This window comes from Ruegeria sp. YTSA168, from assembly GCF_059610045.1.
In genome coordinates this window covers 236,108-262,183 of sequence record NZ_JBXWMW010000002.1, presented here as the reverse complement: position 1 = coordinate 262,183, position 26,076 = coordinate 236,108, and the positions used below count along the sequence as shown (strand labels likewise).

Sequence of the window (26,076 nt, the reverse complement as noted above, 5' to 3'; positions counted from 1 at the left end):
ATGCGCAGACCTACGATCATAGATGTGGCCAACAAGGCGGGCGTGTCGAAATCCACGGTTAGCCTTGTGTTGCAGGGCAGTGCGCAGGTCAAATCGGAAACCAGAACGTTGGTTCACGCCGCGATGAAGGAGATCGGTTATGTCTATAACCGATCCGCCGCCAATCTGCGGTCAACCGGGAATGCCCTGATCGGGTTGGTGATCAACGATCTGACCAACCCATTTTTCACTGAATTCGCCACGTCTTTGCAAATGGCTTTGGGGTCGCGGGGCTACGCGGTGGTTGTCGCCAACACCAATGAAGACCCCAATATTCAGGACCAGGTGGTTACCGCGATGTTGGAACACGGGGTTTCAGCCCTGATCCTGTCGCCTGCTTACGGGGATGTCTCCAAGACCCTTGATGCGGTTGAGCGTGCGGGAATCCCGATGATGCAAGTCCTGCGTCAGGTCGAAAGTGAGACGGGCAAACACCCCTTTATGGCCCCTGACTATCGCGCGGGTGGGCGGGCCGCCACCCAGCACCTATTGAACGCCGGCGCGCGCCGGGTAGCTTTCGTTGGCGGTTTGGAGGGTCGGCAGGTCACGCAGGAACGGTTCTCGGGTTATCTTGAGGTTACGCAGGAAAGCGGTTTGGACCCGATTGTCATGACGGGGAAAACCAGCCGCGCGTTCGGGCATTCGGCAGCGATTGATCTGTTCAGGAACCACCCGGATTGCGACGCGGCACTGTGTTTCAACGATTTGGTGGCCTTTGGAATGATCAACGCCTGCCACGAGGCCCGCGTTGAGATCGGAAATTCCTTTCAGATCATCGGGTTCGACGATATTTGCGAGGCGTCAGAGTGTTGGCCCGCGCTATCCTCGGTTCACTGCGGCGTCGAGGCCTTTGGACAACGGGTGGCAGATACGATCTTGTGTTGGCTGCAAAAGGACGAAATGCCAGAGGCCGAAACCAGAACAGATGTCCGCCTGATACAACGACAAACAACAAAAGCGCTCGACTGACAGCACAAAGAAGGTGTTTGGCCAGAACCCGGCGCAGGTTTTGGGATGACATGCCAAGCTATATCGGATTGTAATGGATCAACCGGGGCTCTGCTGCCTCTGCCACCCACGGATAGGCTGGTTCGAACATGAAGATTGTCTCGCAATTCCCCAACTCCGTTCGTGAAATCTATCACATCGAGATCCCGATGTCGGATGGGTGCCATCTGGGTGCCCGCATCTGGATGCCCGAGAATGCAGAGGCACAGCCGGTGCCTGCGATCTTCGAGTTTCAGCCCTACCGCAAGAATGACATCATGGCCGAACGGGATGTGACGCTTTATCCCTACCTCGCGGGGCACGGATATGCAGTTGTCCGCGTCGATCTGCGCGGCAGCGGCGATTCCGAAGGTGTGCTGACTGATGAATACACCCCTCAGGAACTGCAAGACGGGTGCGAAGTGATCGCATGGATCGCTGAACAAGACTGGTGCGACGGCAAGGTCGGGATCACTGGAAAATCGTGGTCCGGGTTCAATGGGTTGCAGATCGCGGCCCTGCAACCGCCTGCGTTGAAGGCCGTCCTGACCCTGTGCTCAACCGATGATCGCTATGCCGATGATATCCACTACTCTGGTGGCTGCGTGCTTGGTGAGCAACTGACGTGGTCCTCGATCATGTTTGGTAAGAACACCATGCCGCCCGACCCGGCAAATGTGGGCGAACGCTGGCGCGAAATGTGGTTGGGCCGCCTGCGTGGCTCGGGGCTTTGGCTGAAGACCTGGATGCAGCATCAAACCCGCGATGCGTTCTGGAAACACGGATCGGTGTGTGAGGAATTTTCACGCATCAAAATCCCGGTCTTTGCAGTCTCGGGCTGGGCCGACGGGTATTATCCGGCAGTGCTTCGCATGATGGAACATCTGCAAGGGCCGCGCAAAGGGCTGATCGGGCCCTGGGCACATCTGATGCCAAATGCCGGCTTGCCCGGTCCTCAGATGGGCTTCCTGCAAGAGGTTCTGCGTTGGTGGGATCATTGGCTAAAAGGCGACGACACCGGTATCATGGATGAGCCCATGCTGCGCCTTTACATGCAGCATAGCGCCGAGCCGAAGGAGGCGATGACCCATCGCGACGGGCATTGGGTGGCAGAAAGCAGCTGGCCATCACCCACCATAGGATCATCTGACTGGTACCCGAGCGCAAAAGGTACTTTGGCGACCGATGCCCCCGGATCGGGAACAGTATTGGTCAACTCACCGGTCATGTCGGGTGGCTATGCCGGGTTCTGGTGCGCCTTTGCCAGCGATGGGGATTTGCCAGGCGATCAGCGACGTGACGATGCGCTGTCGGCCTGCTTTGACAGCGCACCGCTCTCGGACTCATTCGACATTGTGGGCCAACCGATCCTGCGGCTGGCCTTTTCCTCCGACAAGCCGGTTGCGCAAATCGCCGTGCGCCTGAACGAAGTTTTGCCAAGCGGGTCATCATCACGCGTGACCTACGCTGTTTTGAACCTGACCCACCGCAACAGCCACGAAACTCCCGAGGCTTTGGTGCCCGGACAGAGCTATGAGATTGAGGTTCCATTGCGCGCCATCGCCCACCGGTTCGGGGTCGGCAGCCGCATCCGTGTTGCGCTTTCCACCAGCTATTTCCCGTTGATCTGGCCAGCACCCGAAGCCGCGACCCTGACGCTCAATCTGGATCGTTGTTGTCTGACGCTGCCAGACCGGCAACCAAGCCCGTTAGATAAAACGCTTCACGCTTATCCTGAGCCCGAGCAAGCCGCACCGCTTGAAACGGTGACGTTGGCGGAAGGTGAAGGCGGCCGAAGCATCACCCATGATGTGGTCCGCGATATTGTGACCGTCGACACAAAGCATGAGACGGGCCGCTACAGGATCGTAGAAAATGGCCTTGAGATCGAAGTAAAAGGCCGCGAAATCTTTAGCGCTTCCGCCCAAAACCCGGCAGGCGCAGTAGGCAAGACGCGTTGGGTCTACCAGATGTCACGCGGCGATTGGTCGATCCGAACCGAGACCGAAGTTTGCATGATTGCTTCGCCGCAAAACTGGCAGATCACCGCAACCTTGCGCGCTTTTGAAGGCACCGAATCTGTCCATGAACAACATTGGTCTGAGGAGCTGCCGCGCAATCTGAACTGAACTGATGGCAGCAGGTCAGAGCAGACCGCGCTCCTCCAGCACTTTCCGGGCAACGCGGAAGCACTCCAGCGATTGCGGTACGCCGCAATAAATGCCGATCACGTGAATAATGGCCTGAATTTCTTCTTTGGTGACACCATTGTTCAAAGCGCCTTTGCAGTGAATTTCCCATTCATGCATCTTTCCCAGCGCGCCGATCATAGACAGGTTCATCATCGACCGGGTCTTGGCATCGATCGTGTCATCACCCCAGCCAAAACCCCAGCACCAGGCGGTCATCGCCTCTTGAAACGGGCGAGTAAAGTCATCGGCGGCGGCCAGGTTCTTTTCGACATAATCTGCCCCCAGTGTCGCCTTGCGCTGCTCTAACCCTTTTTCGAACAGATCTTCATCCATCATTTCTCTCCTGTTTCAATGCTTTGATGATGGCGCGACCCTATGCCCGCAACCAGATCACAATTCCAGATTTTCACATAGATCAATCGACAGCGTCGCGCATCCATTGCTGTAGCCGAGCGATTGAATGCTCGCTCATCACCCCGCCATCAGGGTCCAGAACCAGAGGCCCGGGAACATATCCTTTGGATTTCAGGCCGCGATACACGGATTCGACCAGGCGGATATCTTCGGCCACGGTTGTCTCGCGATCCTGAACCGCCAGCCCGCGGATCACATCACTTTCATGCCCGCCAGTCGTGTACCAGCCGCGCCAGACCGTACAGGTATCAACGGATTCAGCGCGCCAGTGATAGGTGTTCAATACATTGCCCGGATAACACTGGAACGAGAACATCGGCCACAGGAACCAAGACTGGTAGTCGCCCGCATGTGGCATTGACATGTCGATGGGATAAGTCATCTTTTCGAGGCTCTGACACTCGGTCGTGTGGCGCAAAACATAGCCACCACCCATATCGGGCTGAATATCGTAGGTTTCGGGTTTCACTACGCCTTCCGCAAATGTCGGGTGGTTGGTCGGGCAATGGTAGCATTCCGAATAATTCTCGACCGAGACTTTCCAATTGCAATGTTCCGGGATTTCAATCCATTCCAACGGTGCCAACTCGTCAATCTGGGGAACAAACGCGGCAATCTCTTCCCGCACACCGGGATACCAGTCGTCCATTGGCGCGGCATCCTTGTCCAAATTTACAAAGATAAAGCCCAGAAAAATCTCAGTCCGAACCTCGGTCAGGCAGATTTTCTCACGATCAAATCCGGGAACCTTTTTGATGTTCGGCCCGGCGCGCAATCCGCCGGTTAGCTCATAGGTCCATTGGTGATAGGGGCAAACGACCACGCGAGTGTTGCCTGTACCAGTTACCATCTCATGCGCGCGATGCTGACAGACGTTGTAGAACGTGCGGATCACCTCATCCCGGCCACGAATGGCAAACAGGTTCTGACCGGCGATCTGAAAGGCAAAATAATCGCCCACATTTGGAATATCTGCCGCATGCCCTGCAAATTGCCAGGTACGAGACAACAGCCCGTTCATCTCATTCTGGAAGACGGCTGGATCGGTGTAATAGCTGGCCTCCAGCGAATGGGTGAGCGGTTTATTCATTCCCTGACCTCGTAACAAAGCCCAAGTGATAGGCGGCAAGTTTAGCCTCAAAAACCCAAGCCGCAATCATTTGTATCATTTTTCATTGACCGTGGTACATTTGTTTGAATATCAAATCCACAGAAATCTGCGACTCTCGAACAGGAATTTTGTGATGTCCAAAACAGAACTGCCGCAGCGTGCGAAGGTCGTCATTGTTGGCGGTGGCGTCATGGGTTGCGGCCTGGCCTATCATCTGGGGCATGAAGGCTGGGGCGAAGACACAATCCTGCTGGAAAAGGCTGAACTGACCAGCGGATCGACATGGCACGCGGCCGGGCAGATCACCCATTCGACCAGCTCCTACGGGCTGGGGCGGATGGTCGATTACAATATTGGCCTGTATTCCAAGACGCTTGAGGAAGAGACCGGGCAAGCCGTCACCTGGCATGGCTGCGGCTCGTTCCGCTTGGCCTATACCGAGGATGAGATGGACTGGTTGCGCCACACCTTGTCCGTGGGTCGTTCGCTGGGGTTTAACATCGAGTTGGTCGGGCCCGACTTCATCGCAGAAAAGCACCCGTTTTATAATCTGGATGGCGTTCTGGGCGCGCTTTATACCCCGGACGATGGCCACGTGGACCCCTCGAACGTGACCATGGCGATGGCCACCGGTGCGCGTCAGAAAGGGGTGCGCATCTTCCGTCATTGCCGCGCCACCGACATCACCCAGAACGGTGTGGGCGAGTGGGTGGTTGAGACCGAAAAGGGCACAATCACCTGTGAGCATGTGGTCAATGCAGGCGGCACCTACGCGCGCCAGATGGGCGAATGGTCGGGACTGCAGCTGCCCATGACCTCGATGACACACCACTATTTCGTCACCGAAAACGTGCCCGAATTTCAGAATCTGGACACTGAACTGCCGGTGATCCGCGATGACAAGATGGTCTCGGGCTATATCCGGATGGAGCAGAAAAAGGGCCTGATCGGGATTTACGAGAAAGAGAACTCGAACTCGGTTTGGCACGACGAATGCCCATGGGAATACGAGAACTGGCTGTTCGAGGCTGACTATGACCGCGTCATGCCCTGGCTTGAGAACTCGCTGGTACGTATGCCGATCTTTGCGGAACTGGGCATTACCCGTGAGGTCCACGGCGCGATCAGCCACCCGCCGGATGGCAACCCGATGGTTGGCCCTGCTCCGGGCGTCAAGAACTACTGGTGCTGCTGTGGAACCCAGATTGGGATCGGTTGGGGCCCCGGCCTAACCCGCGAACTCGCCAAGTGGATGGTCCGTGGAGCGGCTGACATTTCGATGCGCGACTACGACCCGCGCCGCTTTGGCAGCTATGCCAAGAAGGACTGGCAGGTCATAAAAGCGCATGAGGATTACAAACTGCGCCATGAAATTCCGTTCCCGCATTTCAACCGCTTGGAGGGGCGTCCGGTAAAGCCTTCTCCGCTCTATGAAATTCTCAAGGACAAGGGCGCGGTGTATGAAGAGGTCTATGGGTTTGAACGCCCCCGCTGGTTCGCGCCGGAAGGGGTTGAGCAGCGCGACCACTACAGCTTTCGCCGCAATGTGGTGCATGATGTGGTCGGGGCCGAGGTCAAAGCCGTTCGCGAGAGTGTCGGAATCATGGACGTCACCGCCTTTACCAAAGTCGAAGTTTCGGGCCCGGACGCCTATGCTCTGCTAGACCGCCTGACCGCCAACAAGATGCCGCAGAAAACCGGCTCGATCACGCTGACACATATGCTGAACCGCCGGGGCCGGGTTGAGTTGGAGACCACGCTGGTGCGCATGGCGGATGATCGGTTCTATCTCGTTTGCGCCGCCTTTTTTGAGCAGCGCCTGCTGGATCACCTGAACCACAACCGCGCCGATGAAGATGTGATCATCACGGCGCTATCCGCCGGATGGTCAGCCTTGTCGTTGAACGGCCCGAAATCGCGGGACGTTCTGAGTCAATGCACTGACGCCGATCTGTCCAATGCGGGGTTCCGTTGGCTGTCAGCGCAGGAAATCACGGTCGCGGGCCATCAGGTCTGGGCGTTCCGAATGTCTTATGCAGGTGAACTCGGTTGGGAACTGCACATGCCGGACGCGGCCTGCGTTGACGTCTATTCGGCGCTATGGGCTGCGGGTGAGGCGTACGGCATCGTCAATTACGGGTCCTTCGCGATGAACGCGATGCGGATGGAGAAGGCCTTCCCCGGCGCAGGAGAGTTGACCAACGAGGTCACGCTGCCCGAGGCCAATGTAGGCCGCTTCATGAAGCTGAACAAAGACTATTTGGGCGTCGAAGCCACGCGTGTCAGTGCGGATCAGGCCGAGAAGGGCGAAATGCCGTGGATCTGTGCCTATCTGGAGATCGAACCGGATGGGGTTGAGGACGGCCATGGCGGCGAAGCTGTTGTTGTGGATGGTGAAATTGTCGGCGCAACGGCCTCGGTCGCCTATGGCCACACGGTCGGCAAGATCTTGGCCTTTGCTTATATCAAGCCGCACGCCCATGTGCCGGGCACCGAAATCGAGGTCATCATTGCGGGCACGCCGCGCAAAGGGCGCATCCTGGCTGAACCAGCCTATGACCCGGCCAGCCTTCTGCCGCGCACCGACGCCCCACAGCTTGAGCAAGTAGAGGAAGCCTGACGTGAAGATCACGCGCATCGCGCTGTGGGAAGTTCCCCTGACCAGCCATGAGACCTACTATATGGCTGATGGAAAAACCTGCGACACCACCACCTCTGTGGTTCTGCGAATCGATACGGATGCCGGGCTGCAAGGATGGGGTGAGGTCTGCCCCATTCCCCACTACTTGCCGGCCTATGCCAAGGGCGTCATCCCTGCCGTCATGGAACTGGCTCCGGTTCTGATCGGGGCCGACCCGGTTGGCCCCGAGGCATTGATGGAACGCGCGAACGCCTACCTGTACGGCCATGGCTATGCCAAGTCGGCCATCGATATGGCTCTGTGGGATCTGACTGCGCAGGCGGCGTCCCTGCCGCTGCATCGCCTGTTGGGCGGGCGGCAAGTCAAAGACATGCCGCTCTATCACTCGATCACCTGCGTCGCACCGGATGAAATGGCCCGAATGGCACGCGACGCTTATGACAACGGTATGCGCCAGTTTCAAGTGAAGCTGGGTGCGGACGACGACTGGCAAGCGGATGTGGAACGTCTGGCCAAGGTGCGCGAAGCCGTTGGGGCAGGTCCCTTGGTTTACGGCGATTGGAACTGCGGCTGCGATGCGCTGACGGCCATCCGGGTCGGGCGGGCCGCATCTCATATGGACGTAATGCTGGAACAGCCCTGCGCCAGTTTGCATGAATGCGCCCATGTCCAGCGTACAACCGGCCTGCCTATGAAGATCGACGAAAACGCCCATGACATCACCTCGGTGCTTGAGGCGCACCAACTGGGCTGCATGCAGGCGGCGGCGTTGAAACTGTCCAAGATGGGTGGCCTGTCTGCGATGCGGCAAATCCGCGACCTTTGTCTGACGCTGGGCACCCAGATGTGTATCGAAGACACTTGGGGCAGCGATATAACAACTGCGGCTGTGCTGCATCTTGCAGCATCGACACCCGCGCGTGGCATCCTGAACACTTGCGACCTGAGCCACTATGTCGGGCCCCGATTGGCTTCGGATTGTCCCGTGCGTCAGAATGGCCGTATCACCCCGCCCGAGGGGCCCGGTTTGGGTATCACGCCCGATGTTGATACGCTGGGTCAGCCGATTGCAATCATCGACTGATCCACATCATCGCGTGGTCTGTCTTGTCGTTGGCACCGCGCGATCCTAGGCTGACCCCAACAGCCACGGATCGTATGTGGCGCAAGCTTTGGGCGTACCATGCCAAATACCTTCGACAGTTGGATCGGACGTAGCGAAAGCCACAGCGACATCCTGCGCCCCGAACCAGCGCGGTTCATGCAAGCCACGCTGGTGCGGGAGCCCAGCTTGGAGATTGGTGATCCGCTCCCCCCGCTATGGCATTGGCTCTACTTTCTCGACGCCAAACCGCTGGATCAGTTGGGGCGGGACGGGCACCCAAAAAAGGGCGATTTTTTGCCACCTGTTACATTGCCTCGGCGCATGTGGGCAGGGGGTCGATTTACGTTTCATACACCCTTGCTGCTGGGGGCGCGTGTCAAGAAACGCTCGACCATCAAAGCAATCACTGAAAAAAACGGGCGCAGCGGGGAGCTGTGCTTTGTCACAGTGATGCATGAGGTTCTGGCCGAAGATGGCACGCTTGCCCTGATCGAAGAACATGACATCGTTTATCGCGAAGACCCAAACCCTAACGCACCAAAACCCGCGCAACCTGCTGCGCCTGCCGACGCAGAGGTTTCGGAATTGGTTACGCCCTCCGAGGTCATGCTGTTCCGCTATTCGGCCCTAACTTTCAATGGCCACCGCATACACTACGACGTGGACTATGCCCGCACCGTCGAAGGGTATGACGGGCTGGTTTTTCACGGCCCGTTGACAGCGAAACTATTGGCCGATCTGGCCTGTCGGATCGTCGACAAACCGCTGAAAACATTCGCATTCAAAGGCCTGTCTCCCATCGCCGGGATGGCACCATTTCACCTTGAAGGCAGGGTGAGTGAAGATGGTTTGGACCTTTGGGCTCGCCGCCATGACGGGGTCCAGGCGATGCAGGCCCATGCGTCGTTCTGATCCTCAACCGTTAATCGCGCTCAGCACCGCGCCTCAAGCAATTCAACGGCCTGATTGAAGCGAAAGGTGTTTTCCTCGGCCCGTGCGGTCAGATGTGCCCCTTCCAGCAGGGCAAGGGCCGCGCGGGCCTCGGCCGGGGCGGCACCCAAAGATGAAATGGAGCCATCCTGCGCAGCCAGTTCGAACACATGGGTCAGCCAGTTCACCATCATCGCTCGGAACTCAGATATCTTTTGGATCACCTCAGCCGACAGGCTTTCGCGACTGCTGATCAAGGCCACGCACAGACACAATGTTTTGCCGCCACTCAAAGCGTCCCGATAGATATCAATCAGCGCCAACAAACGCTGACCGGCGAAGGGGCAAGCGGCATCGATCCGATCACAATCGGCCTTCAACGCCTCATGGTATCGATCCATCAATGCCGCGGATAACGCTGCCTTAGTCGGGAAATGATAGTGGATGGATGCTTTGCGAATGCCGACCTCATCGGCCAAATCCGCATAGCTGAACCCATCAAACCCATGGGTGCGCGCGGCCTGCTCGGCGACGTTTAGAAGGGCCGCTTTCGTATCGGTCATCATGAAAACTCTACCTTTTGCGTTGCGACAAGCCTTGCGGCCTGTTCCGCCGCTTCCAATGCACCTTCAACGTATCCACCGAACTGGGAGGCAACCTCGGTCCCAGCGAATATCAGCACTTGGTCCCACAGACCCATCAAGGGTGAGGGCAGGCCGTATGTTGGGTGATTGAATAGCGGCTGCTGATCTTCCAATGTTGCCGTGAACGGGTCATCGGCCCAGTCTTTGATAAACAGGTCCAGCGGCTGTGCAGCCTCTTGCCCGAACAGCCGCACGAGTTGATTCAAGACCAGTTGGCGCAGATGCACCTGATCTTTGCGCGCCTGCGGCGGCACTCCGACAAAACCGAATAGCGCATAGGGTGCGTCTTGGGCGGGCGAGGCATCGTGGATTTCAACCATCGGACCTCGACGGCTCATCGCGTCGCCGGACAATCCGGAGTTGCGCCAGAAGGGTGATGCATAGATTGCAACAACTTTGGCCTGGCCCGCCATCCAAGTGGGCACCGCAAGCATCGAGCTCAGCGCTTGGTCAGGCAATGCGGGCACAAAGGACAACTGCGCAGCAACACGAGGGGGCAGCGCGAGCACAACCCGATCAGCATGAACGGCTCGACCGTCGATAGCTGTTGCAATCACTCCATCTTCGGCACGCGCGATCTGTTGTATTGGCGTCGACAGGTGAACCCTGTCCGGGTGAACGCTTGTCGACAAAGCGTCGATCAGCGCACCAAAGCCGCCGTCCAATCGCAGCGATCCCCGCATGGATGCAAATCCAAGGCCCCGCGACACGCGGCCATGTTCGTCCTCATAGGTCAGCTCGCCGGCATAATGCTGTTCGAACCAAGATAGACCAAGTTGACCGATCAAGTCTGCAATCCTTGGCTGACCGGGCCAGAACCAAGCAGGACCCAGATCATAGCCGGTATCGCCATGATGCCGGGTCAGAATACGACCGCCCAGACGATCCCGAGCTTCGGCCAAAACAAAGTCATGCCCTTGTCGCGTTAGCTCTGCCGCAAGGCTCAGGCCCGAAAGACCGCCTCCGATAATCAGGGTCTGCGTCCGTAGTCTGGGTTGAGAGTTCATGTGCACGGCGCAATCAAACCGCCGGCGCTTTGGCATAAGGCAGATGGCCGGTCTTCATCCAGACCTTTGCACCATCAGGACCTGCCACAGCCGTCAGGTTTTCGCTGTCAGGCGACCGTAGCCATGCGTTCTTAGCCAGCGTATCTCCGCCCGAGGTGATCTGGCCATCTATGACCAACAACTCGTGCCCACCGGCTGCATCCGAAGTCAGTTCTGCACCCGGGTCAAGATGGCTGTAGGTGACGCGTTCGCGGGAATCTTCGTGTAGTAGTGCTGTCGCAACGCCATTGACCGGCGCACCAAGCTCCTCCGCCATTGTTTTACGGAACTGCTTTCGGTCCCCCATGTCAAACTGCCAGAGTTTGACAAAGATCGTACATCCCGGTGCCGAACCAGGCGTGTGAGACGAGGTTGGCGGGTTGCGCACATAGGTGCCTGCGGGGAAGTCGCCGTGCTCGTCTTGAAATACTCCATCCAGCACGATGAATTCTTCACCTCCGGTATGGGTGTGGGCCGAGAACGAACTGCCTGGTGCATAACGCACAATGGTGGTGGCACGGGCCACTTCGCCTCCGATCCGGTCCAGCATCCGACGGTCAACGCCCTTCATAGGCGAAGGCAACCAATCAATCTGGTCCGAGTGGACAACGACGCGGGCAGAGAAATCGGAGTTCAGTTCCATGGGAGGTTCCTTCTCGGGAGAGGTAGATTGGCATACAAGCTTCGCAATAACTATCTACTACTAGGTAGGCAATTTTCAATACCAAGTTTCGAACAACGATTTTTCGGTTGTACTTTAGGTATTTAACCGATCAAAACCGCTATGAATGCGCCAGAGCAGTCACCAGATAGTCGATCAACGCGCGAATTCTGGCGGTCAGGTGCCGGTTGGGCGGGTAAGTGGCGTATAGGCCCAAAATCCGGGCCTCGTATGCCTCAAGGATCAACTTTAGCCGTCCTTCCGCCAAGAACGGCTTCGCAGTGTACAAAGGCACCCGCCCGATCCCCAACCCATCAGCGGCCATGTTCGCGACCGCGCGAGGCGAATTGGCGCGGAAGTTGCCCGAGACTGGTACAAACAGTTTTCCATCCGAGATTTTGAAATCCCAACTGTCGATCAGATTGCCCGTCGTTTGCAGCAGGCAGTTGTGCCGTGACAGATCTTCTGGCGTTTTGGGGGCTCCCATTCGGCCCAGGTAATCCGGTGCAGCACAGCAAACGATACGCATATCGGTCAACTTACGTGCCACCAGCGAGGAGTCTTTCTGCGCCCCAAAGCGAATGGCCAGATCAAACCCTTCATCCACCAAGGACACATGGTGATCAGACAAATGCAGTTCGATCAAAACAGCTGGATGTTCATCCTGAAAGGGTTTGAGCAGGTGAACTAACTCGGCCGATCCATAACCAGTCGGGGCTGTGATCCGGATGCGTCCGGCCAGCTCGGTCTGACGTTGCTGGACCAGCCCTTCCAACTCATCGAATTGTTCCAAGAGCGGCAAGCAGCGTTCGAAATAGGCCTTGCCGGTGTCGGTCAGGGTGACACTGCGGGTGGTGCGATGAAGAAGCTGAGCGTTCAGACGCTGCTCTAGCTGGCCGATGTATTTACTGGCCAGTTTTGTGCTGATGCCGACCTGTCGGGCACCGTCTGTAAACGATGCGTGGCTTGCGACAGCCACAAAAACCCGCATTCCTGCGATGGTGTCCATTATCTACGCTTCGTTCATAGTAATTCAACATATGAATATATTATCGCCCAACTCTCAGCAAGTTATCTCTGGCTCCAGTGCAATCAAAAGAAGGAGCCATCTGATGACACATCCCCTCCGCATTCACAGCTTTCCGCTATCTGGCCACGCCCACCGGGTGGTTTTGTTCGCAAATTTAGCCGATATCCCTCATGACGTTGTCAATGTGGATTTGGCAGGCGGGGCGCATAAACAGGATGCGTTTCTGGCCTTGAACCCTGCAGGGCAAGTTCCGGTTTTAGAGGACGGCGATACTGTCGTGTGCGACAGCAACGCGATCCTCGTTTACCTCGCCCGCAAATACGCCCCTGACTATTTGCCCAATGATCCGGTGCTTGAGGCTGAGGTTCAGAAATTCCTGACCCTTGCCGCTGGCGAGCTCGCCTTCGGCCCCGCAGCCGCCCGGTTGATCAATGTGTTCAACGCACCTTTGGACAAGGCGTTTACCCACGCAACAGCAGCCAAAGTGTTGGGCAAGCTGGACGCACATCTGGACGGGCGCAATTGGCTGGTCGGTGATCGGCCCACAATCGCTGATGTGGCCATCTACAGCTACACCGCCCATGCCCCCGAAGGCGACGTTTCGTTGGAACCCTACCCGAATGTGCGTCAACTGCTGGCCAATATCGAAGCTTTGGAAGGGTTTGTTCCAATGCCCAAAACCGCAGCCGGGCTAAACGCCGCCTGAACCAGCATCTGAACCCACGAAACACTGAGAGGTCCGCCATGAACGCGCCAGTTCAAACCGAGCATTCTCCGTTTCACCGCGGCGAGCGCGAGATGCAGCGCCGCATCGGAAAACAGGACAGAATGGAAAAGATAGGCCGGACGGTGATCCGCCCGTTCATGCCGGACCAGCATCGTGAGTTCTTTGCACAGTTGCCCTTTGTATTTTTGGGCAGTGTTGATCAAGATGGCTGGCCCTGGGCATCAATCCTGTCGGGCCAGCCTGGATTTTTGTCCTCACCGAATGACAGACAGTTGAGACTGCAGGCCATGCCTCATACCAACGATCCATTGGCAGACACTCTGGTACGCGACACGCCGCTGGGTTTGCTGGGGCTTGAGCTTTCGACGCGGCGGCGGAATCGCCTGAATGCGACGATTGGTGAGGTATCAGAGACCGGCATACTGTTGGATGTGACCCAGTCTTTCGGGAATTGTCCGAAATACATTCAAACGCATGACATTGACTTCATCCGCGAGCCGGGCAGCAACTCGAAGAACTCAAAAATTGAGCGGTTCAATGAACTGGACACCGCCGCGCGCGACATGATCGCCTCAGCCAACGCATTCTACGTCGCAAGTTATGCAGACACCGATACGGGTCGCAGCGTTGACGTTTCGCATCGCGGCGGGCGGTCGGGGTTTGTGAAAGTGCAGGGCAACAGCCTTCTGGTGCCGGACTTTCAGGGGAATAACTTCTTCAACACGCTGGGCAACTTTCTGGTCACGCCGCGTGCAGGTTTACTATTTCCTGACTATCAAACCGGCGATGTTCTGATGCTGACAGGAACGGTAGACGTTTTGGAGGAACAGCATCCGGACATCGTGGGGTTTGAAGGTGCTCAACGCGGCTGGCGGTTTGAGTTGGTCAGCGGCATTCGGATACATGACGCGTTGCCGTTTCGTGCAGAACTGACCGAATATTCACCGACCAGCCTCGGCACGGGGAGTTGGACAACAAAAGCAAGGTAAGGGGTGGATACCCAGTTAGGTATGTCGCTCCGAGTCAGATATGTCGCAAATGCGCTAGTTCTGGCGGTTATCCAGCGCAACAAATAGATATGCGCCGTGTTTTAGCAACCAACCCATTGGACCGCCGGGCAACCGGCTGTGATCTCGTTGTGATGTGTCAATAGAAGCCTGCAGGGCGTTCTGATTGGTCGAAGTCACATGCAAAACGAGATGAAACATGACATATGCGCTGCGCCTGGCCATCGATATTGGCGGCACCTTTACCGATACGGTTTTGGTCGAAGGCGATGAGACGATACTGACCTCGGCCAAAACCCTGACGACCCATCAGAACCCGGCGGACGGGGCGATGGAGGGCGCGCAGCGGGTAATGGCCGCAAGCGGGCGGTCTCTGCCACAGGTGACAGGGTTCATCCATGGCACAACGCTGGCGACAAATGCGCTGATCGAACGGCGCGGGGCCGTGGTGGCCACGATCTGCACCGAAGGGTTCCGCGACATCCTCGATATCGGGTATGAGAGGCGCTATTCCCAATATGATATCAATCTGGAAAAGCCCGACCTTCTAGTCCCGCGTGAGCGATCCTTTGTGATCCGCGAACGTATGTCCGCCGAAGGCAAAGTGCTGATCCCGCTGGACGAGGCGCGGTTGGATGACCTGTTGGCTGAATTGGACACCTGCGGGGCCGAGGTTGTCGCGATCTGCCTGATGCACGCCTATGCCAACCCTGCGCATGAGCAGCGTCTGCGAGATCTTCTGGCCGAGCGCCGCCCAGACCTAACCGTCTCGATCTCATCCGATGTCAGTCCCGAAGCGCGCGAGTTCGACCGGCTCTGCACCACGGTCGCAAACGCATACATCCAGCCCTTGATGCAAAGCTATCTGGCCCGGTTCGTCGAGCAATTCGCAGCCGAGGGCGCAAGCTGCCCCATCCTGATGATGACAGCGGGAGGCGGTATGTGCACCATCGAAACCGCTGCGCGCTTTCCGATCCGCCTAGTCGAATCCGGCCCAGCGGGTGGGGCCATTCTGGCCGCACGCATAGCTGCGCAAGCGGGCCTCGATCAAGTTTTGTCCTTTGACATGGGCGGCACCACTGCCAAGCTCTGCCTGATAGACAACGCACGGCCACAGACTTCACGTTCTTTCGAAATCGCCCGCGCCGCGCGGTTCATCAAAGGCTCGGGCATGCCGGTGCGCATTCCGGTGATTGAGATGATCGAGATTGGTGCGGGGGGCGGCTCAATTGCCGGTGTGGACCGTCTGGGGCGCTTGACGGTGGGACCTAAATCCGCCGGGTCTGAGCCGGGACCGGTGGCTTTTATGCGTGGAGGCACCAGTCCCACAGTGACCGACAGTGACGTCGCACTGGGCTATATCGTTCCGGACACCTTTGCCGAGGGTCATATCCGGCTGGACCACGAAAGCGCCAAAGCCGCGCTGACCCGTGTGATTGGCGAGCGGTTGCAACTCGACGCCGTCGGTTCGGCGGATGGTGTCAGCCGCATTGTAGATGAAAGCATGGCCAGCGCCGGACGCATGCATGCTGTAGAAAGTGGCAAAGACCTCGGCCCACGCACAATGATCGCCTTTGGCGGCAATGGTCCGTTACACGCCAGCCGCGTCGCCCGTTCTGCCGGGGTGTCGCGGATCGTGATCCCGCCGAATCCGGGCGTCGGATCGGCTGTCGGCTTCCTGTTCGCACCGGTCTCGTTCGAGATAGTGCGCTCACACTATTCGCTGCTGAGCAGCATGGACCTGGACGGGGTGAACTCCTTGTTCGATGCGATGATTTCCGAGGCGAAAGAGGTCGTGGCCAAAGGGGCAAGCGATGCGCAAACTCAAACCAAGCGCACGGCTTTCATGCGTTATCTCGGGCAAGGGCACGAGATTGAAATCGCCTTGCCAGACCGAGCTCTGACGATCGATGACATTGCTCCATTGACCGCCGCCTTTGAGGAGGAGTACCGAAAACAATTCTCGCGCCCTGTGCCGGGGATGCAGATTGAAATCCTCAATTGGGCCGTCCGTGTGGCCACTTTGGACGCTGCAGTGCCGACAGTGCCCGATACGCCTCAACGTTGCGCAGTCATAGCGCCCGAGACGCGCCCGATCACCTGCGATGTGGATGGCATCGCAAAAGACGCGGGATTCATCGCGCGTGCCGATCTGAAACCCGGTGATCACGTGCCGGGACCAGCGCTGATCCATGAGCCCCAGACCACCACGCTCGTGTCCGCCGATTTTACGGCCCAAATGGATGCAATTGGCAACCTGGTGCTGATCCAGAACCAGAAAGGAGGCGCATGATGACAACCGACCTTTCCCCCGCTCGCCTACAAGTGATGTGGAACCGCCTGCTGGCGGTGGTTGAGGAACAGGGCCAGACCCTGATCCGCGCCGCCTTTTCCCCTATCGTGAGGGAATGCGGCGATATCTCTGCTGGAATCTTCGACGTCGATGGCCGGATGCTGGCCCAAGCAGTGACTGGCACGCCCGGACACATCAACACCATGGCCGAGGCGGTTCTACATCTGTGTCAGCGCTTTGCCATTCAAGACATGAGGCCCGGCGACATCTACATGACCAACGACCCCTGGCTGGCTTCAGGGCACCTGAACGACTTCCTGCTGATGATGCCTGCGTTCAAGGATGGTAAGGTGGCTGGGTTTACCTCCTGCACCTCACATCTGGTGGATTTGGGCGGTTTAGGCATGGGACCGGAAGGATCGGATGTTTACGACGAGGGCCTGCTGATCCCCCCTTGCAAGCTGGTCGAAGAAGGCACGCCAAATGCACTGCTGATGGACATCATCCGCGCCAACTCGCGCGAGCCGATTGCCAATGAGGGTGACATTTACGCCCTGATTGCCTGTTGTGAAACCGGGGTGAACCGACTGGTGGCGATGATGGAAGAGTTCGGGATCGACGATCTGGACCGCTTGGGCAGCTATATCATCGACACTTCGCGCAAAGGCGCGCTGGAGGCCATCGCCGAGGTGCCCGAAGGCGTTTACAAGAACGTGCTGCGCATGGACGGCTACGAGAATGAGCTGGAACTGCACGCCACGCTGACCGTTGCCAGCGACGGCATGCATGTGGATTTCAAGGGCACATCTGGTTGTTCCATGAAAGGCATCAATGTGCCGCTCAACTACGCCACGGCTTATACGGTCTTTGCCCTGCGCTGCATTGTAGGGCCCGATATTCCCAACAATGCGGGCTCGCTGGAACCGTTCACGGTGGATGGCCCAAAAGGTTGCATCCTGAACGCGCAGCGCCCGGTGCCGGTGGCGATGCGTCATACGTTGGGGCAGGTGACACCCGATCTGGTGCTGGGTTGCCTGCACCAGGCGCTGCCTGACAATGTTCCGGCTGAGGGTGCATCGTGCATGTTCGATCTACCCATGCGCCACGCGCCTGAGGTTGCGGCCAATGGCGGGCGCGAGTTTGCCATTGAACCCGTCCACAATGGCGGTACCGGCGCGAGACCCCACGCGGATGGTTTATCGGCCACGGCCTATCCGTCGGGTGTCTTTGGCTCTCAGGTCGAAATCACTGAAAGCGTGGCCCCAGTGATCATGTGGCGGCGCGAGTTGCTGCCGGATTCGGGCGGGGCGGGCAAGTATCGCGGCGGGTTGGGGCAGAGGATCGAAATGACCTCGTCCAACGGTGCGCCCTTCATTGTGTTCTTGTCGGTCGAGCGGCTGAAATTCCCCGCTTTGGGCCGCGTGGGTGGAAAGCCCGGCGCGCTTGGGCGTATCCGGTTCCGAAATAGTGACCGCGACATCCCCGGCAAGGGCGAATTGCGAGTCGAAGGCGGGGACTACCTTATCTTCGACACGCCCGGAGGTGGCGGGTTCGGTGACCCGGCGGATCGGAACCCGGACGCGCTCGCGCTGGATCTAAAGCGCGGATTGGTAACATCCGAAGGGGCCAAGGCCTACGGAGGCAAGCCATGATCCGAGCAGTCGGCCATATCCGCGCGATGGCTCCCTACGCTTTGGCTGATCTTGGGGATGCAGGTACCGTTTCTCTGGCACAGAATGAAAGCGCCTTTCCGCCCAGTCCAATGGCCGTTGCCGCGGGGCGAGCGGTGATGGACCAAATGCCATATTATCCCGATCCGGACTGGCCTGACTTGCGCGCGACAATTGCCAAGGTGCATGACCTCGACCCTGAAATGACCCTGTGCGGCGCGGGCTCGATGGAACTGATCGGTTGCTTGATCCGTGCCTATGTCGGCCCGGGCGATGGGGTGTTGGGTACGGATTACTGCTATGCCTATGTGGCGTCTGCTACGGCGCAGGTGAAGGCTGATTATGTGGAGGCGCATGAGGTCGATCTGACCGTTTCGGTCGATGATATCTTGGCCGCTGTCACGCCCAAAACGCGGATTGTTTTTGTCTGCAACCCGGGCAATCCGACAGGAACTGTGATCCCGAATGCTGAAATCATCCGTCTTCGCAACGCTCTGCGAAACGACGTATTGCTCGTGGTCGATCAAGCCTATGCAGAGTTTGTAGATACAGACCAGAATCCGGCTGAGATTTTTTCCTTGGCGAAACGCGGTGATACGGTGGTTTTGCGCACGTTCTCAAAAGCATATGGGTTAGCGGGCGCTCGAGTGGGTTGGGGTGTCTTTCCCCCAGAGATTGCATCTGAGGTTCGGAAAGTCCTGAACCCGAACAACGTATCCATACCCTCGCAAGCCATGGCCACGGCAGCGATGCAGGATCAGGCGCATATGCGGAAAACAGTAAACTGTACGGCTTCTATCCGGGATCACTTTGCCAGTGAGTGCAGGGCGCTCGGCTTGACTGTACCGCACAGCCATACAAATTTTGTGCTGATCAGGTTTGCGGATGTCGAAACCGCTCGGAAAGCTGATCGCGCGCTGCGGGCCGAGGGTTTACTGATGCGGGGCATGTGCGGTTATGGGCTGGGCGATTGCCTGCGCGCCACGATCTGTCCGCAGGCGATCATGGATCGCTGCCTTGCCGTACTCAGAAAGGTAACGTCATGATCCAAGAGACCCGAACACGAGCTAAAATCGGTGTGTTGGTACCCTTCACCAACACCAATCTGGAAGCCGACATGATGCTGATGCGATGCCCGGATACGACAGTGCATTTTCAGCGCATGGGCGGGTATGACGTCGATGAAATCCCCGGCTCAGATCAGATGGCGGGGCTGGGTGCTTCGGATATAAGCCACGACCTGAGAATGATCGCGGGCGTTCGGCCTGATGTGGTGCTGTACGGCTGTACCTCTGCCACCCTGACGCATGGGCCGTCTTTCGACGCGCAACTGGCGCGGGATATCAAAGCCGCATCTGGGGCTATCACCTTCACCGCAGCCGGGGCCCTGGTACAGGCGATCAAAGCATTGGGTGTGGGCAAGGTCGGGTTCGCTTCACCCTATTTGGATGAGATCAACGTGCGGGCCGCAGATTTTCTTGCGCGGAACGACATCACCACTGTGCATTGTGCCGATATCGGGCGGGCGTTGGGGAACTATGGGCAGGGTGAGCTGACGCCGGATGAGGTTTTTGATCTTGCCTGTCGCGCAGATCACCCTGAGGCAAAGGCCATTGTGCTCAGCTGCACCGATATGCGCGCAGTCGAGGCGGTTAAGCAGATTGAACACCAGCTTGGAAAACCGGTTATCACCTCGAACCAGGCGATGATGTTTGCGCTGGTCCGCGTGTTGCGTCTGCCAAGACATAGCGGCCTTCCGGGCCACTTGTTTGACCACATGTGATCCAATACGGGCGTAATTCTCACGCAGATATGACCAGAATCCGCGGTGTGACCTCTTGTTCTCGATATTCCTTATCATTATTATCAGGTTTAGAATTCAGGTTCGCCGCATCTACCGCGGCACTAACGATTTTCGGGCGATGATGCAGGCAGTCAGATATCAGGCAGAAGAAGAATGGCGCCTTGCTCCGGTACAGCATTTGGCGGGTCGATCCATGGCGATCATCAACCATTTACGGATGGTGGCGCTGCGCTGCCGCGCGGCTGCGCAGGTCGATCTGGATCAGGCGTGTGCCTTGCTGCTGGCCGATCCAGAAGACGCGCAGATGCGCCATGCTGAAACACTGATGCGCGGGTTCCGTCAGGCAGTCGACAAACGACCGGTCTTTCACCGCCCCGGCTGCACCGAATTGTCTTTTGACGAGGCTTGGCTGGGTCGTCTGTTTGATGCAATCGAACGCGAGGATGATGACAGTTTCCGCTTTTTGATTCAGTCCCGCGTTTCGCGCTGGCGGCAGCGAAATCTAGCCTTCCTGATCCGCTCGATCTCCGAGCAATTCTACTATATTTAGAATCATTCTAAAAAGTTCTTGGAATTTCCGCCTGATCCTCTAAATAGATATCAGAACGCTGTTTTTGATCGTCAAAAGCAGAGCAAAATGTAGGAAAAAGGTGATTTCCATGACACAGACAGCCGTTGACCTGACCACCGACGCCCGCAGCGTCATCGCCGATGCGTTGAATCAATCTGTCGCCGAAACTGCCGTGGCGACCATGCTGGCACAGAACTTTCATTGGAATGTAACCGGAATGGCCTTTGGCCCGCTGCATGATCTGTTCCAGAAAATCTACGAGGATCACTTTATTGCACAAGATGATCTGGCCGAGCGGGTAAAGGCGCTGGACGCCCATGCCGAAGGCACGCTGGCGGGTATGCTGAAACGTTCGAAAGTAGAAGAGCATGACGGCCACGCCACCGACAAAGAGATGATCAAGCATATGATGGATGCTCAGGAAACGCTGGCTGCCACACTGGCCGGCGCGGGTGAACTGGCGGCCGAGCATGGTGATACCCTGACCGAAGATCTGTGCATCAGCCGTGGCCAGACCCACGAAAAATTTGCGTGGTTCCTGCGCGCTATGCTGCGCTAAGCTAGTTGGCCAGGGGAATCTTCAACTTGGCCTTCTTCTTCCTCAGCTTTTTCAGATAGGCCGGTCCCCAATGGGTGTACCGGCCCATTTTTTCCTGCTGACAGATCAACATCTGTACAAAAGCCTCTTGCTGGTCGGGGCGTTTTATCAACTTGAACAGTTTCTTTTGGGGTTTCGTCATCGAACAGCCGATGCAGTGGCCCTCGCGCCGAAATTTACACACATCGATACAGGGCGAGGGGACTTTCTTGCTCATCAAAACTACTCTTTGAATGGGTCACTCAAGGGTCGCCCCTAGCTGGGTTTGTGACTGTCACGTTTCAAATAAGGCGACTTGCTGATGATTTCGAGAGAGGCAGGTTCAAAATTGCGCCTCGCGGGCAATCATCACAACTGCCAAGACTGTTTGCGGCCCTTTCCCCGGGCAGAATGTCGTGGAATAAACCGCTAAAACAGGTCCGGTGTGCTAGCTCAATATGGACCCGGCAACGATTAGTGACAGGAACCCCGAAATGATCAAAGACAATCCCGATCTGATCGCGGCCATCCGTGACCGTTTCGCCCATGTAGAAAGCTGCCCGTTTCAGGGAGAGCGTATCTTCTTCGAAAACGCAGGCGGTGCGTTGACTTTGAAAAAAGTGGTTGAGACTTCGGCGTTTTATGCTGCGATCCCGGACAATCCAGGGCGGATCAATCCGGCCGGGCAGGGCACACAGAGTGTGATCAACAAAGCCAAGGCCGATCTAGGCGTGTTCATGAATGCCAGTTCAGGTCAGTTCTTTGCCGGGGAAAGCGGGACCGAGCTGTTGTTCCGTTTGATCCGAACCGCCTGTCTGGTTGCGCCGAAAGGGGCAAAGGTGATCGGGTCGTCGATCGAACACCCGGCGACCCGCAGCGCCGCGCGTCGCTGGGCTGAAATCGCCGAGCTCGAATACGTGAACGTGCAGCATGGCGATGATACTGGGTTGGTCACGGCCGAAGATTATGCTGCACTGATGACCCCGGATGTCGCGGTGGCCACGATCCTGCATGCCTCACCCGTGACGGGTATGGGCATGGACGTGGCCGCGATCTCAGCCGCGATCCGAGCGATTTCACCTGATTGCCTGATCATTGTGGATGGCATTCAACACGCAGCACATGGGCAGCTGGATCTGGATGCGTATGATGTCGATGGCTATGCCATTTCACCCTACAAGGTATTCTCGCGCCATGGCTATGGCATTGCGTGGATTTCCGACAAGCTAAGCACGCTGCCCCATGACATGCTGATCGACGCGCCTGCGACGGGGTGGGAGTTTGGCACCCGAGACGCCGGTTCGTATGCCACCATCTCCGACGTGATCGATTATTTTGTCTGGCTGGGCGGAGAGGTGTCGGACGAAAAGGAGCCGCGAAAACGGATCGAAGCCGCAGGCCGCGCTATTCATACCTATGAGACCCACCTGACCAACGCGATGATCAACGGGGTCGGCAACCTTCCGGGGCTGCGGGATATGGACCATATCCACATTCTGGCCGGGGCGGACAACACCGCGCGAGAAGGGCTGGTGTCGGTCGTCGTCGATGGAATCCCGTCGGAACAGGTGGTCGAAACCCTCAACCAGCAGGGCATCCGCACTCATGTCCGCAAGGCGGATCACTACTCAGGCAATGTGCTGACGCCGCTGGGCTTGTCGGACTGCATCCGTATCTCGCTGTGTCACTATAACACCGAACAGGAAGTGGCGCAGTTGCTGACCGCCCTGAAAGACATGGCAGCCTGAGCATATGAAAAAGCCCGACCAATAGGTCGGGCTTTTCTGCTATCAGATCAGACCTTTAGAAATGGGCCGATTTGGTCTTCGCGGGGGCCTGTACAGGTGGCGCGAATTTCGTCAGATCAATGCCTTCTACGGCAGTCTTGTACTCTTCGATCGTTGGCGTGCGGCCCAGGATGGCCGACAGGACCACAACCGGGGTCGAGGCCAGCAGGCTTTCACCTTTCTTATCCGGCGCATCCGCCACGACGCGGCCCTGGAACAGACGGGTTGAGGTGGCCAGAACCGTGTCGCCCTTGGCGGCTTTCTCCTGGTTGCCCATGCAAAGGTTACAACCCGGACGTTCAAGGTACAGGATGTTCTCGTAATCTGTACGGGCTTGCGTTTTGGGGAACAGATCGTCGAATTCGAACCCGGAATAGCGTTGAAGGATTTCCCAATCGCCTTCCGCCTTCAACTCATCAATGATGTTGTAGGTCGGCGCGGCCACAACTAGCGGCGCGTTAAACTCAACCTTGCCCGAGCCCTTTTCGAGGTTGCGCAGCATCTGCGCCACGATCTTCATGTCGCCCTTATGCACCATGCACGAGCCGACAAAGCCTAGATCGACATGCTTTTTGGCATTGTAGTACGAGATCGGGCGGATCGTGTCGTGGGTGTAGCGCTTGGACACATCCGCGTTGTTGACATCCGGATCGGCGATCATTGGCTCAATGATCTGATCCAGATCGACGACCACTTCAGCGAAATATTTCGCGTTGTCATCGGGTTGCAGCGCCGGTTTTTCACCCGATTTAATCTCCGCGATGCGCGCATTCGCGATATCGATCAGCTTTTGCAGCATGCCGTTTTCATGCTCCATGCCCTTGTCGATCATGATCTGAATGCGCGATTTGGCCAGCTCCAGCGAACCAATCAACGTCTCGTCATTCGAAATGCAGACCGAGGCTTTGGCCTTCATCTCAGCGGTCCAGTCGGTGAAGGTGAAGGCCTGATCCGCCAGTAGCGTGCCGATATGCACCTCGATCACACGGCCCTGGAAGACGTTGTCGCCATGCTGGTCCAGCATCTGCGCCTGCGTTGCATGCACCACGTCGCGGAAATCCATGTGCTCGGCCATCTGACCCTTGAAGGTCACCTTGACCGATTCCGGGATCGGCATCGAGGCTTCACCGGTTGCAAGCGCCAGCGCCACAGTACCCGAATCCGCGCCAAATGCCACGCCTTTGGACATACGGGTGTGGCTGTCGCCGCCGATGATGACCGACCAGTCATCTACGGTGATGTCGTTCAGCACCTTGTGGATCACGTCGGTCATCGAGTGATAGACGCCCTTGGGGTCACGACCGGTGACAAGGCCGAAATCATTCATGAACTTCATCAGGCGCGGGGTGTTGGCCTGTGCCTTTGCATCCCAGACCGAGGCGGTGTGACAGCCCGACTGATACGCCCCATCCACGCTGGGTGAGACCACTGTCGCAGCCATTGCTTCGAGTTCCTGCATGGTCATCAAACCGGTGGTGTCCTGTGAGCCAACAATGTTGACCCGGACGCGCACGTCAGACCCGGCATGCAGCGTCTTGCCCGGCGTTGTGCCCAGAGCGTTTTTGTTGAAAATCTTCTCAACTGCAGTCAGGCCCTGACCGTCATGGCTGATCTCTTTAGACGGCGCAAAAACCAGGGGGGCTTCAACACCCAGTGTCTCGGCCGCGATGGTTTGCAGCTTTTTGCCAAAGACAATGGCATATGAGCCACCGGCCTTCATGAATTCGACCTTCTGCGGCGTGAAGGATGCTGGAACATCGGCCAGTTCTTCGCCATTCTCACTTAGCAGCTTGTGGGTCTTGGTGTTGATCTTCAGCACCGTTCCTGTGGCAACCGAGTATTTCTCTTCAAGGATCGGATTGCCGTCATTGTTCAGGATCGCATTGCCATCTTTGTCGACCTTTTTGACCCAGTTCTTCAGGTCAAGGCCAATGCCGCCCGTCACGCCCACGGTGGTCAGGAAGATCGGCGAGATGCCATTGGTGCCCGCCACGACCGGAGCAATGTTGACGAAGGGCACATAGGGGCTGGCCTGTTTGCCGGTCCAAAGCGCCACGTTATTCACTCCCGACATACGGGACGAGCCCACACCCATCGTGCCTTTTTCCGCAATCAGCATCACGCGTTTACCGGGGTGTTTCAGCTTCAGCGCCTCAATTTCCTGCTGCGCAACCTCCGAGATCAGGCATTTTCCATGCAGTTCCCGATCAGCACGCGAATGCGCCTGATTGCCGGGTGACAGAAGATCGGTCGAGATATCACCTTCGGCTGCGACATAAGTCACGACTTCGATTTCTTCATCGATTTCGGGAAGCTTGGTAAAAAATTCGGCTTTGGCGTAGCTTTCAAGAATGTCTTTCGCGATCGGATTGCCGGCCTCAAAGGCGGCCTTCAGACGGTCGGTATCAGCGTCATAAAGGAACACTTGCGTTTTTAGCACCTCTGCCGCCTTGTCGGCGATTGCGGCATCTTCACCCAAGGCCAGATCCAACAGAACCTCGACCGAGGGGCCACCTTTCATATGTGACAGCAGCTCGAATGCAAACTCCTGCGTTATCTCTTCGACATCCGCGTCACCAAGAATGATCTCTTTCAGAAAGCGGGCCTTTTCACCGGCGGCGCTGGTTGTGCCGGGCAGCGTGTTGTAGATGAAATAGTTCAGTGAATCGGCGCGAAATTCGTTCTGTGGATCACGAATCTGATCGATAATCTCTTTCGCCAACGCGCCATCGTCGACGGGTTTGGGGCTCAGACCCTGCTCTTTGCGGGTTTCGATTTCACTCAGGTAATCTGTATAGAGGCTCATGGCATTTTCCGACGATTGGGGCGAGAGCGCGAGC

22 protein-coding genes are annotated in these 26,076 nt (G+C 57.3%); 14 read left to right on the top strand and 8 right to left on the bottom strand.

What is annotated here, in order from left to right:
• Positions 1 to 1,008, top strand: coding sequence for a LacI family DNA-binding transcriptional regulator (locus AC2FFE_RS04965; protein WP_496818066.1), 1,008 nt, complete (start codon positions 1 to 3; stop codon positions 1,006 to 1,008).
• Between the two features lie 128 nt (positions 1,009 to 1,136).
• Positions 1,137 to 3,155, top strand: coding sequence for a CocE/NonD family hydrolase (locus tag AC2FFE_RS04960; RefSeq protein WP_496846046.1), 2,019 nt, complete (start codon positions 1,137 to 1,139; stop codon positions 3,153 to 3,155).
• A gap of 15 nt (positions 3,156 to 3,170) precedes the next feature.
• On the opposite strand, the gene AC2FFE_RS04955 is transcribed toward AC2FFE_RS04960, so the two are convergent.
• Entirely contained in the window at positions 3,171 to 3,554 is a 384-nt protein-coding gene (locus AC2FFE_RS04955) for a carboxymuconolactone decarboxylase family protein (RefSeq protein ID WP_480549526.1), read from the bottom strand.
• A gap of 79 nt (positions 3,555 to 3,633) precedes the next feature.
• Positions 3,634 to 4,722 carry an aromatic ring-hydroxylating oxygenase subunit alpha gene (locus tag AC2FFE_RS04950; protein ID WP_496818068.1) on the bottom strand — a complete coding sequence of 363 codons (1,089 nt, stop codon included), beginning with the start codon at positions 4,720 to 4,722 and terminating at the stop codon, positions 3,634 to 3,636.
• Between the two features lie 154 nt (positions 4,723 to 4,876).
• Here AC2FFE_RS04950 and AC2FFE_RS04945 point away from each other — a divergent pair, with 154 nt between their 5' ends.
• The 3 genes from AC2FFE_RS04945 to AC2FFE_RS04935 all read left to right on the top strand — a co-directional run bounded on the left by AC2FFE_RS04945 (position 4,877) and on the right by AC2FFE_RS04935 (position 9,401).
• Complete coding sequence (locus AC2FFE_RS04945) at positions 4,877 to 7,363, top strand: FAD-dependent oxidoreductase (RefSeq protein WP_496846045.1); 2,487 nt, start codon at positions 4,877 to 4,879, stop codon at positions 7,361 to 7,363.
• 1 nt (position 7,364) lies between these two features.
• Positions 7,365 to 8,468 carry a mandelate racemase/muconate lactonizing enzyme family protein gene (locus tag AC2FFE_RS04940; protein WP_496818071.1) on the top strand — a complete coding sequence of 368 codons (1,104 nt, stop codon included), beginning with the start codon at positions 7,365 to 7,367 and terminating at the stop codon, positions 8,466 to 8,468.
• A 99-nt stretch (positions 8,469 to 8,567) separates the two neighbouring features.
• Positions 8,568 to 9,401, top strand: a complete 834-nt coding sequence (locus tag AC2FFE_RS04935) for an HTD2 family dehydratase (protein WP_496846044.1) — start codon at positions 8,568 to 8,570, stop codon at positions 9,399 to 9,401.
• Positions 9,402 to 9,421: 20 nt separating this feature from the next.
• Here the strand turns inward: AC2FFE_RS04935 and AC2FFE_RS04930 are convergent, their stop codons facing one another.
• The 4 genes from AC2FFE_RS04930 to AC2FFE_RS04915 all read right to left on the bottom strand — a co-directional run bounded on the left by AC2FFE_RS04930 (position 9,422) and on the right by AC2FFE_RS04915 (position 12,779).
• On the bottom strand, positions 9,422 to 9,982 hold the full coding sequence (locus AC2FFE_RS04930) for a TetR/AcrR family transcriptional regulator (protein ID WP_496818073.1): 561 nt from the start codon (positions 9,980 to 9,982) through the stop codon (positions 9,422 to 9,424).
• The gene (locus AC2FFE_RS04925) at positions 9,982 to 11,070 is read right to left on the bottom strand and encodes a flavin monoamine oxidase family protein (RefSeq protein ID WP_496846043.1); all 1,089 of its coding nucleotides are present in this window, start codon (positions 11,068 to 11,070) and stop codon (positions 9,982 to 9,984) included. The genes AC2FFE_RS04930 and AC2FFE_RS04925 overlap by 1 nt, the downstream gene beginning before the upstream one ends.
• 13 nt (positions 11,071 to 11,083) lie before the next feature.
• Positions 11,084 to 11,752 (bottom strand): cupin domain-containing protein, encoded by a 669-nt coding sequence (locus tag AC2FFE_RS04920; protein ID WP_496846042.1) that lies wholly within the window; start codon positions 11,750 to 11,752, stop codon positions 11,084 to 11,086.
• A 139-nt stretch (positions 11,753 to 11,891) separates the two neighbouring features.
• On the bottom strand, positions 11,892 to 12,779 hold the full coding sequence (locus AC2FFE_RS04915) for a LysR family transcriptional regulator (RefSeq protein WP_496846041.1): 888 nt from the start codon (positions 12,777 to 12,779) through the stop codon (positions 11,892 to 11,894).
• Positions 12,780 to 12,882: 103 nt separating this feature from the next.
• On the opposite strand from AC2FFE_RS04915, the gene AC2FFE_RS04910 reads away from it, so the two are divergent.
• The 8 genes from AC2FFE_RS04910 to AC2FFE_RS04875 all read left to right on the top strand — a co-directional run bounded on the left by AC2FFE_RS04910 (position 12,883) and on the right by AC2FFE_RS04875 (position 21,431).
• Complete coding sequence (locus tag AC2FFE_RS04910) at positions 12,883 to 13,506, top strand: glutathione S-transferase family protein (protein WP_496818077.1); 624 nt, start codon at positions 12,883 to 12,885, stop codon at positions 13,504 to 13,506.
• A 38-nt stretch (positions 13,507 to 13,544) separates the two neighbouring features.
• Positions 13,545 to 14,516: a pyridoxamine 5'-phosphate oxidase family protein gene (locus AC2FFE_RS04905; protein WP_496818078.1), complete on the top strand. Its 972-nt coding sequence runs from the start codon at positions 13,545 to 13,547 to the stop codon at positions 14,514 to 14,516.
• A gap of 217 nt (positions 14,517 to 14,733) precedes the next feature.
• Positions 14,734 to 16,827 (top strand): hydantoinase/oxoprolinase family protein, encoded by a 2,094-nt coding sequence (locus tag AC2FFE_RS04900; RefSeq protein ID WP_496818080.1) that lies wholly within the window; start codon positions 14,734 to 14,736, stop codon positions 16,825 to 16,827.
• Complete coding sequence (locus tag AC2FFE_RS04895) at positions 16,827 to 18,479, top strand: hydantoinase B/oxoprolinase family protein (RefSeq protein ID WP_496818081.1); 1,653 nt, start codon at positions 16,827 to 16,829, stop codon at positions 18,477 to 18,479. Before AC2FFE_RS04900 ends, AC2FFE_RS04895 begins: the two co-directional genes overlap by 1 nt.
• Positions 18,476 to 19,543 carry a pyridoxal phosphate-dependent aminotransferase gene (locus AC2FFE_RS04890; protein ID WP_496846040.1) on the top strand — a complete coding sequence of 356 codons (1,068 nt, stop codon included), beginning with the start codon at positions 18,476 to 18,478 and terminating at the stop codon, positions 19,541 to 19,543. The genes AC2FFE_RS04895 and AC2FFE_RS04890 overlap by 4 nt, the downstream gene beginning before the upstream one ends.
• Positions 19,540 to 20,280: a maleate cis-trans isomerase family protein gene (locus AC2FFE_RS04885; RefSeq protein ID WP_496846039.1), complete on the top strand. Its 741-nt coding sequence runs from the start codon at positions 19,540 to 19,542 to the stop codon at positions 20,278 to 20,280. The genes AC2FFE_RS04890 and AC2FFE_RS04885 overlap by 4 nt, the downstream gene beginning before the upstream one ends.
• Before the next feature lie 214 nt (positions 20,281 to 20,494).
• On the top strand, positions 20,495 to 20,851 hold the full coding sequence (locus AC2FFE_RS04880) for a hypothetical protein (protein ID WP_496846038.1): 357 nt from the start codon (positions 20,495 to 20,497) through the stop codon (positions 20,849 to 20,851).
• A gap of 109 nt (positions 20,852 to 20,960) precedes the next feature.
• Positions 20,961 to 21,431: a Dps family protein gene (locus tag AC2FFE_RS04875; protein ID WP_496818085.1), complete on the top strand. Its 471-nt coding sequence runs from the start codon at positions 20,961 to 20,963 to the stop codon at positions 21,429 to 21,431.
• Between the two features lies 1 nt (position 21,432).
• On the opposite strand, the gene AC2FFE_RS04870 is transcribed toward AC2FFE_RS04875, so the two are convergent.
• On the bottom strand, positions 21,433 to 21,687 hold the full coding sequence (locus tag AC2FFE_RS04870) for a DUF1289 domain-containing protein (RefSeq protein WP_496846037.1): 255 nt from the start codon (positions 21,685 to 21,687) through the stop codon (positions 21,433 to 21,435).
• Between the two features lie 256 nt (positions 21,688 to 21,943).
• Here AC2FFE_RS04870 and AC2FFE_RS04865 point away from each other — a divergent pair, with 256 nt between their 5' ends.
• The gene (locus AC2FFE_RS04865; RefSeq protein ID WP_496818087.1) at positions 21,944 to 23,197 is read left to right on the top strand and encodes an aminotransferase class V-fold PLP-dependent enzyme; all 1,254 of its coding nucleotides are present in this window, start codon (positions 21,944 to 21,946) and stop codon (positions 23,195 to 23,197) included.
• A gap of 55 nt (positions 23,198 to 23,252) precedes the next feature.
• Here the strand turns inward: AC2FFE_RS04865 and AC2FFE_RS04860 are convergent, their stop codons facing one another.
• Positions 23,253 to 26,042: a bifunctional aconitate hydratase 2/2-methylisocitrate dehydratase gene (locus AC2FFE_RS04860; RefSeq protein ID WP_496846036.1), complete on the bottom strand. Its 2,790-nt coding sequence runs from the start codon at positions 26,040 to 26,042 to the stop codon at positions 23,253 to 23,255.
• Positions 26,043 to 26,076: the final 34 nt, after the last annotated feature.

Coding starts and splice junctions, on each gene's coding strand:
- AC2FFE_RS04860 (WP_496846036.1), bottom strand. CDS start 26,042: ATGAGCCTCTATACAGATTACCTGAGTGAAATCGAAACCCGCAAAGAG.
- AC2FFE_RS04900 (WP_496818080.1), top strand. CDS start 14,734: ATGACATATGCGCTGCGCCTGGCCATCGATATTGGCGGCACCTTTACC.
- AC2FFE_RS04935 (WP_496846044.1), top strand. CDS start 8,568: ATGCCAAATACCTTCGACAGTTGGATCGGACGTAGCGAAAGCCACAGC.
- AC2FFE_RS04870 (WP_496846037.1), bottom strand. CDS start 21,687: ATGAGCAAGAAAGTCCCCTCGCCCTGTATCGATGTGTGTAAATTTCGG.
- AC2FFE_RS04875 (WP_496818085.1), top strand. CDS start 20,961: ATGACACAGACAGCCGTTGACCTGACCACCGACGCCCGCAGCGTCATC.
- AC2FFE_RS04885 (WP_496846039.1), top strand. CDS start 19,540: ATGATCCAAGAGACCCGAACACGAGCTAAAATCGGTGTGTTGGTACCC.
- AC2FFE_RS04890 (WP_496846040.1), top strand. CDS start 18,476: ATGATCCGAGCAGTCGGCCATATCCGCGCGATGGCTCCCTACGCTTTG.
- AC2FFE_RS04960 (WP_496846046.1), top strand. CDS start 1,137: ATGAAGATTGTCTCGCAATTCCCCAACTCCGTTCGTGAAATCTATCAC.
- AC2FFE_RS04915 (WP_496846041.1), bottom strand. CDS start 12,779: ATGGACACCATCGCAGGAATGCGGGTTTTTGTGGCTGTCGCAAGCCAC.
- AC2FFE_RS04865 (WP_496818087.1), top strand. CDS start 21,944: ATGATCAAAGACAATCCCGATCTGATCGCGGCCATCCGTGACCGTTTC.
- AC2FFE_RS04925 (WP_496846043.1), bottom strand. CDS start 11,070: ATGAACTCTCAACCCAGACTACGGACGCAGACCCTGATTATCGGAGGC.
- AC2FFE_RS04950 (WP_496818068.1), bottom strand. CDS start 4,722: ATGAATAAACCGCTCACCCATTCGCTGGAGGCCAGCTATTACACCGAT.
- AC2FFE_RS04945 (WP_496846045.1), top strand. CDS start 4,877: ATGTCCAAAACAGAACTGCCGCAGCGTGCGAAGGTCGTCATTGTTGGC.
- AC2FFE_RS04955 (WP_480549526.1), bottom strand. CDS start 3,554: ATGATGGATGAAGATCTGTTCGAAAAAGGGTTAGAGCAGCGCAAGGCG.
- AC2FFE_RS04895 (WP_496818081.1), top strand. CDS start 16,827: ATGACAACCGACCTTTCCCCCGCTCGCCTACAAGTGATGTGGAACCGC.
- AC2FFE_RS04965 (WP_496818066.1), top strand. CDS start 1: ATGCGCAGACCTACGATCATAGATGTGGCCAACAAGGCGGGCGTGTCG.
- AC2FFE_RS04880 (WP_496846038.1), top strand. CDS start 20,495: ATGGCGATCATCAACCATTTACGGATGGTGGCGCTGCGCTGCCGCGCG.
- AC2FFE_RS04910 (WP_496818077.1), top strand. CDS start 12,883: ATGACACATCCCCTCCGCATTCACAGCTTTCCGCTATCTGGCCACGCC.
- AC2FFE_RS04930 (WP_496818073.1), bottom strand. CDS start 9,982: ATGACCGATACGAAAGCGGCCCTTCTAAACGTCGCCGAGCAGGCCGCG.
- AC2FFE_RS04905 (WP_496818078.1), top strand. CDS start 13,545: ATGAACGCGCCAGTTCAAACCGAGCATTCTCCGTTTCACCGCGGCGAG.
- AC2FFE_RS04920 (WP_496846042.1), bottom strand. CDS start 11,752: ATGGAACTGAACTCCGATTTCTCTGCCCGCGTCGTTGTCCACTCGGAC.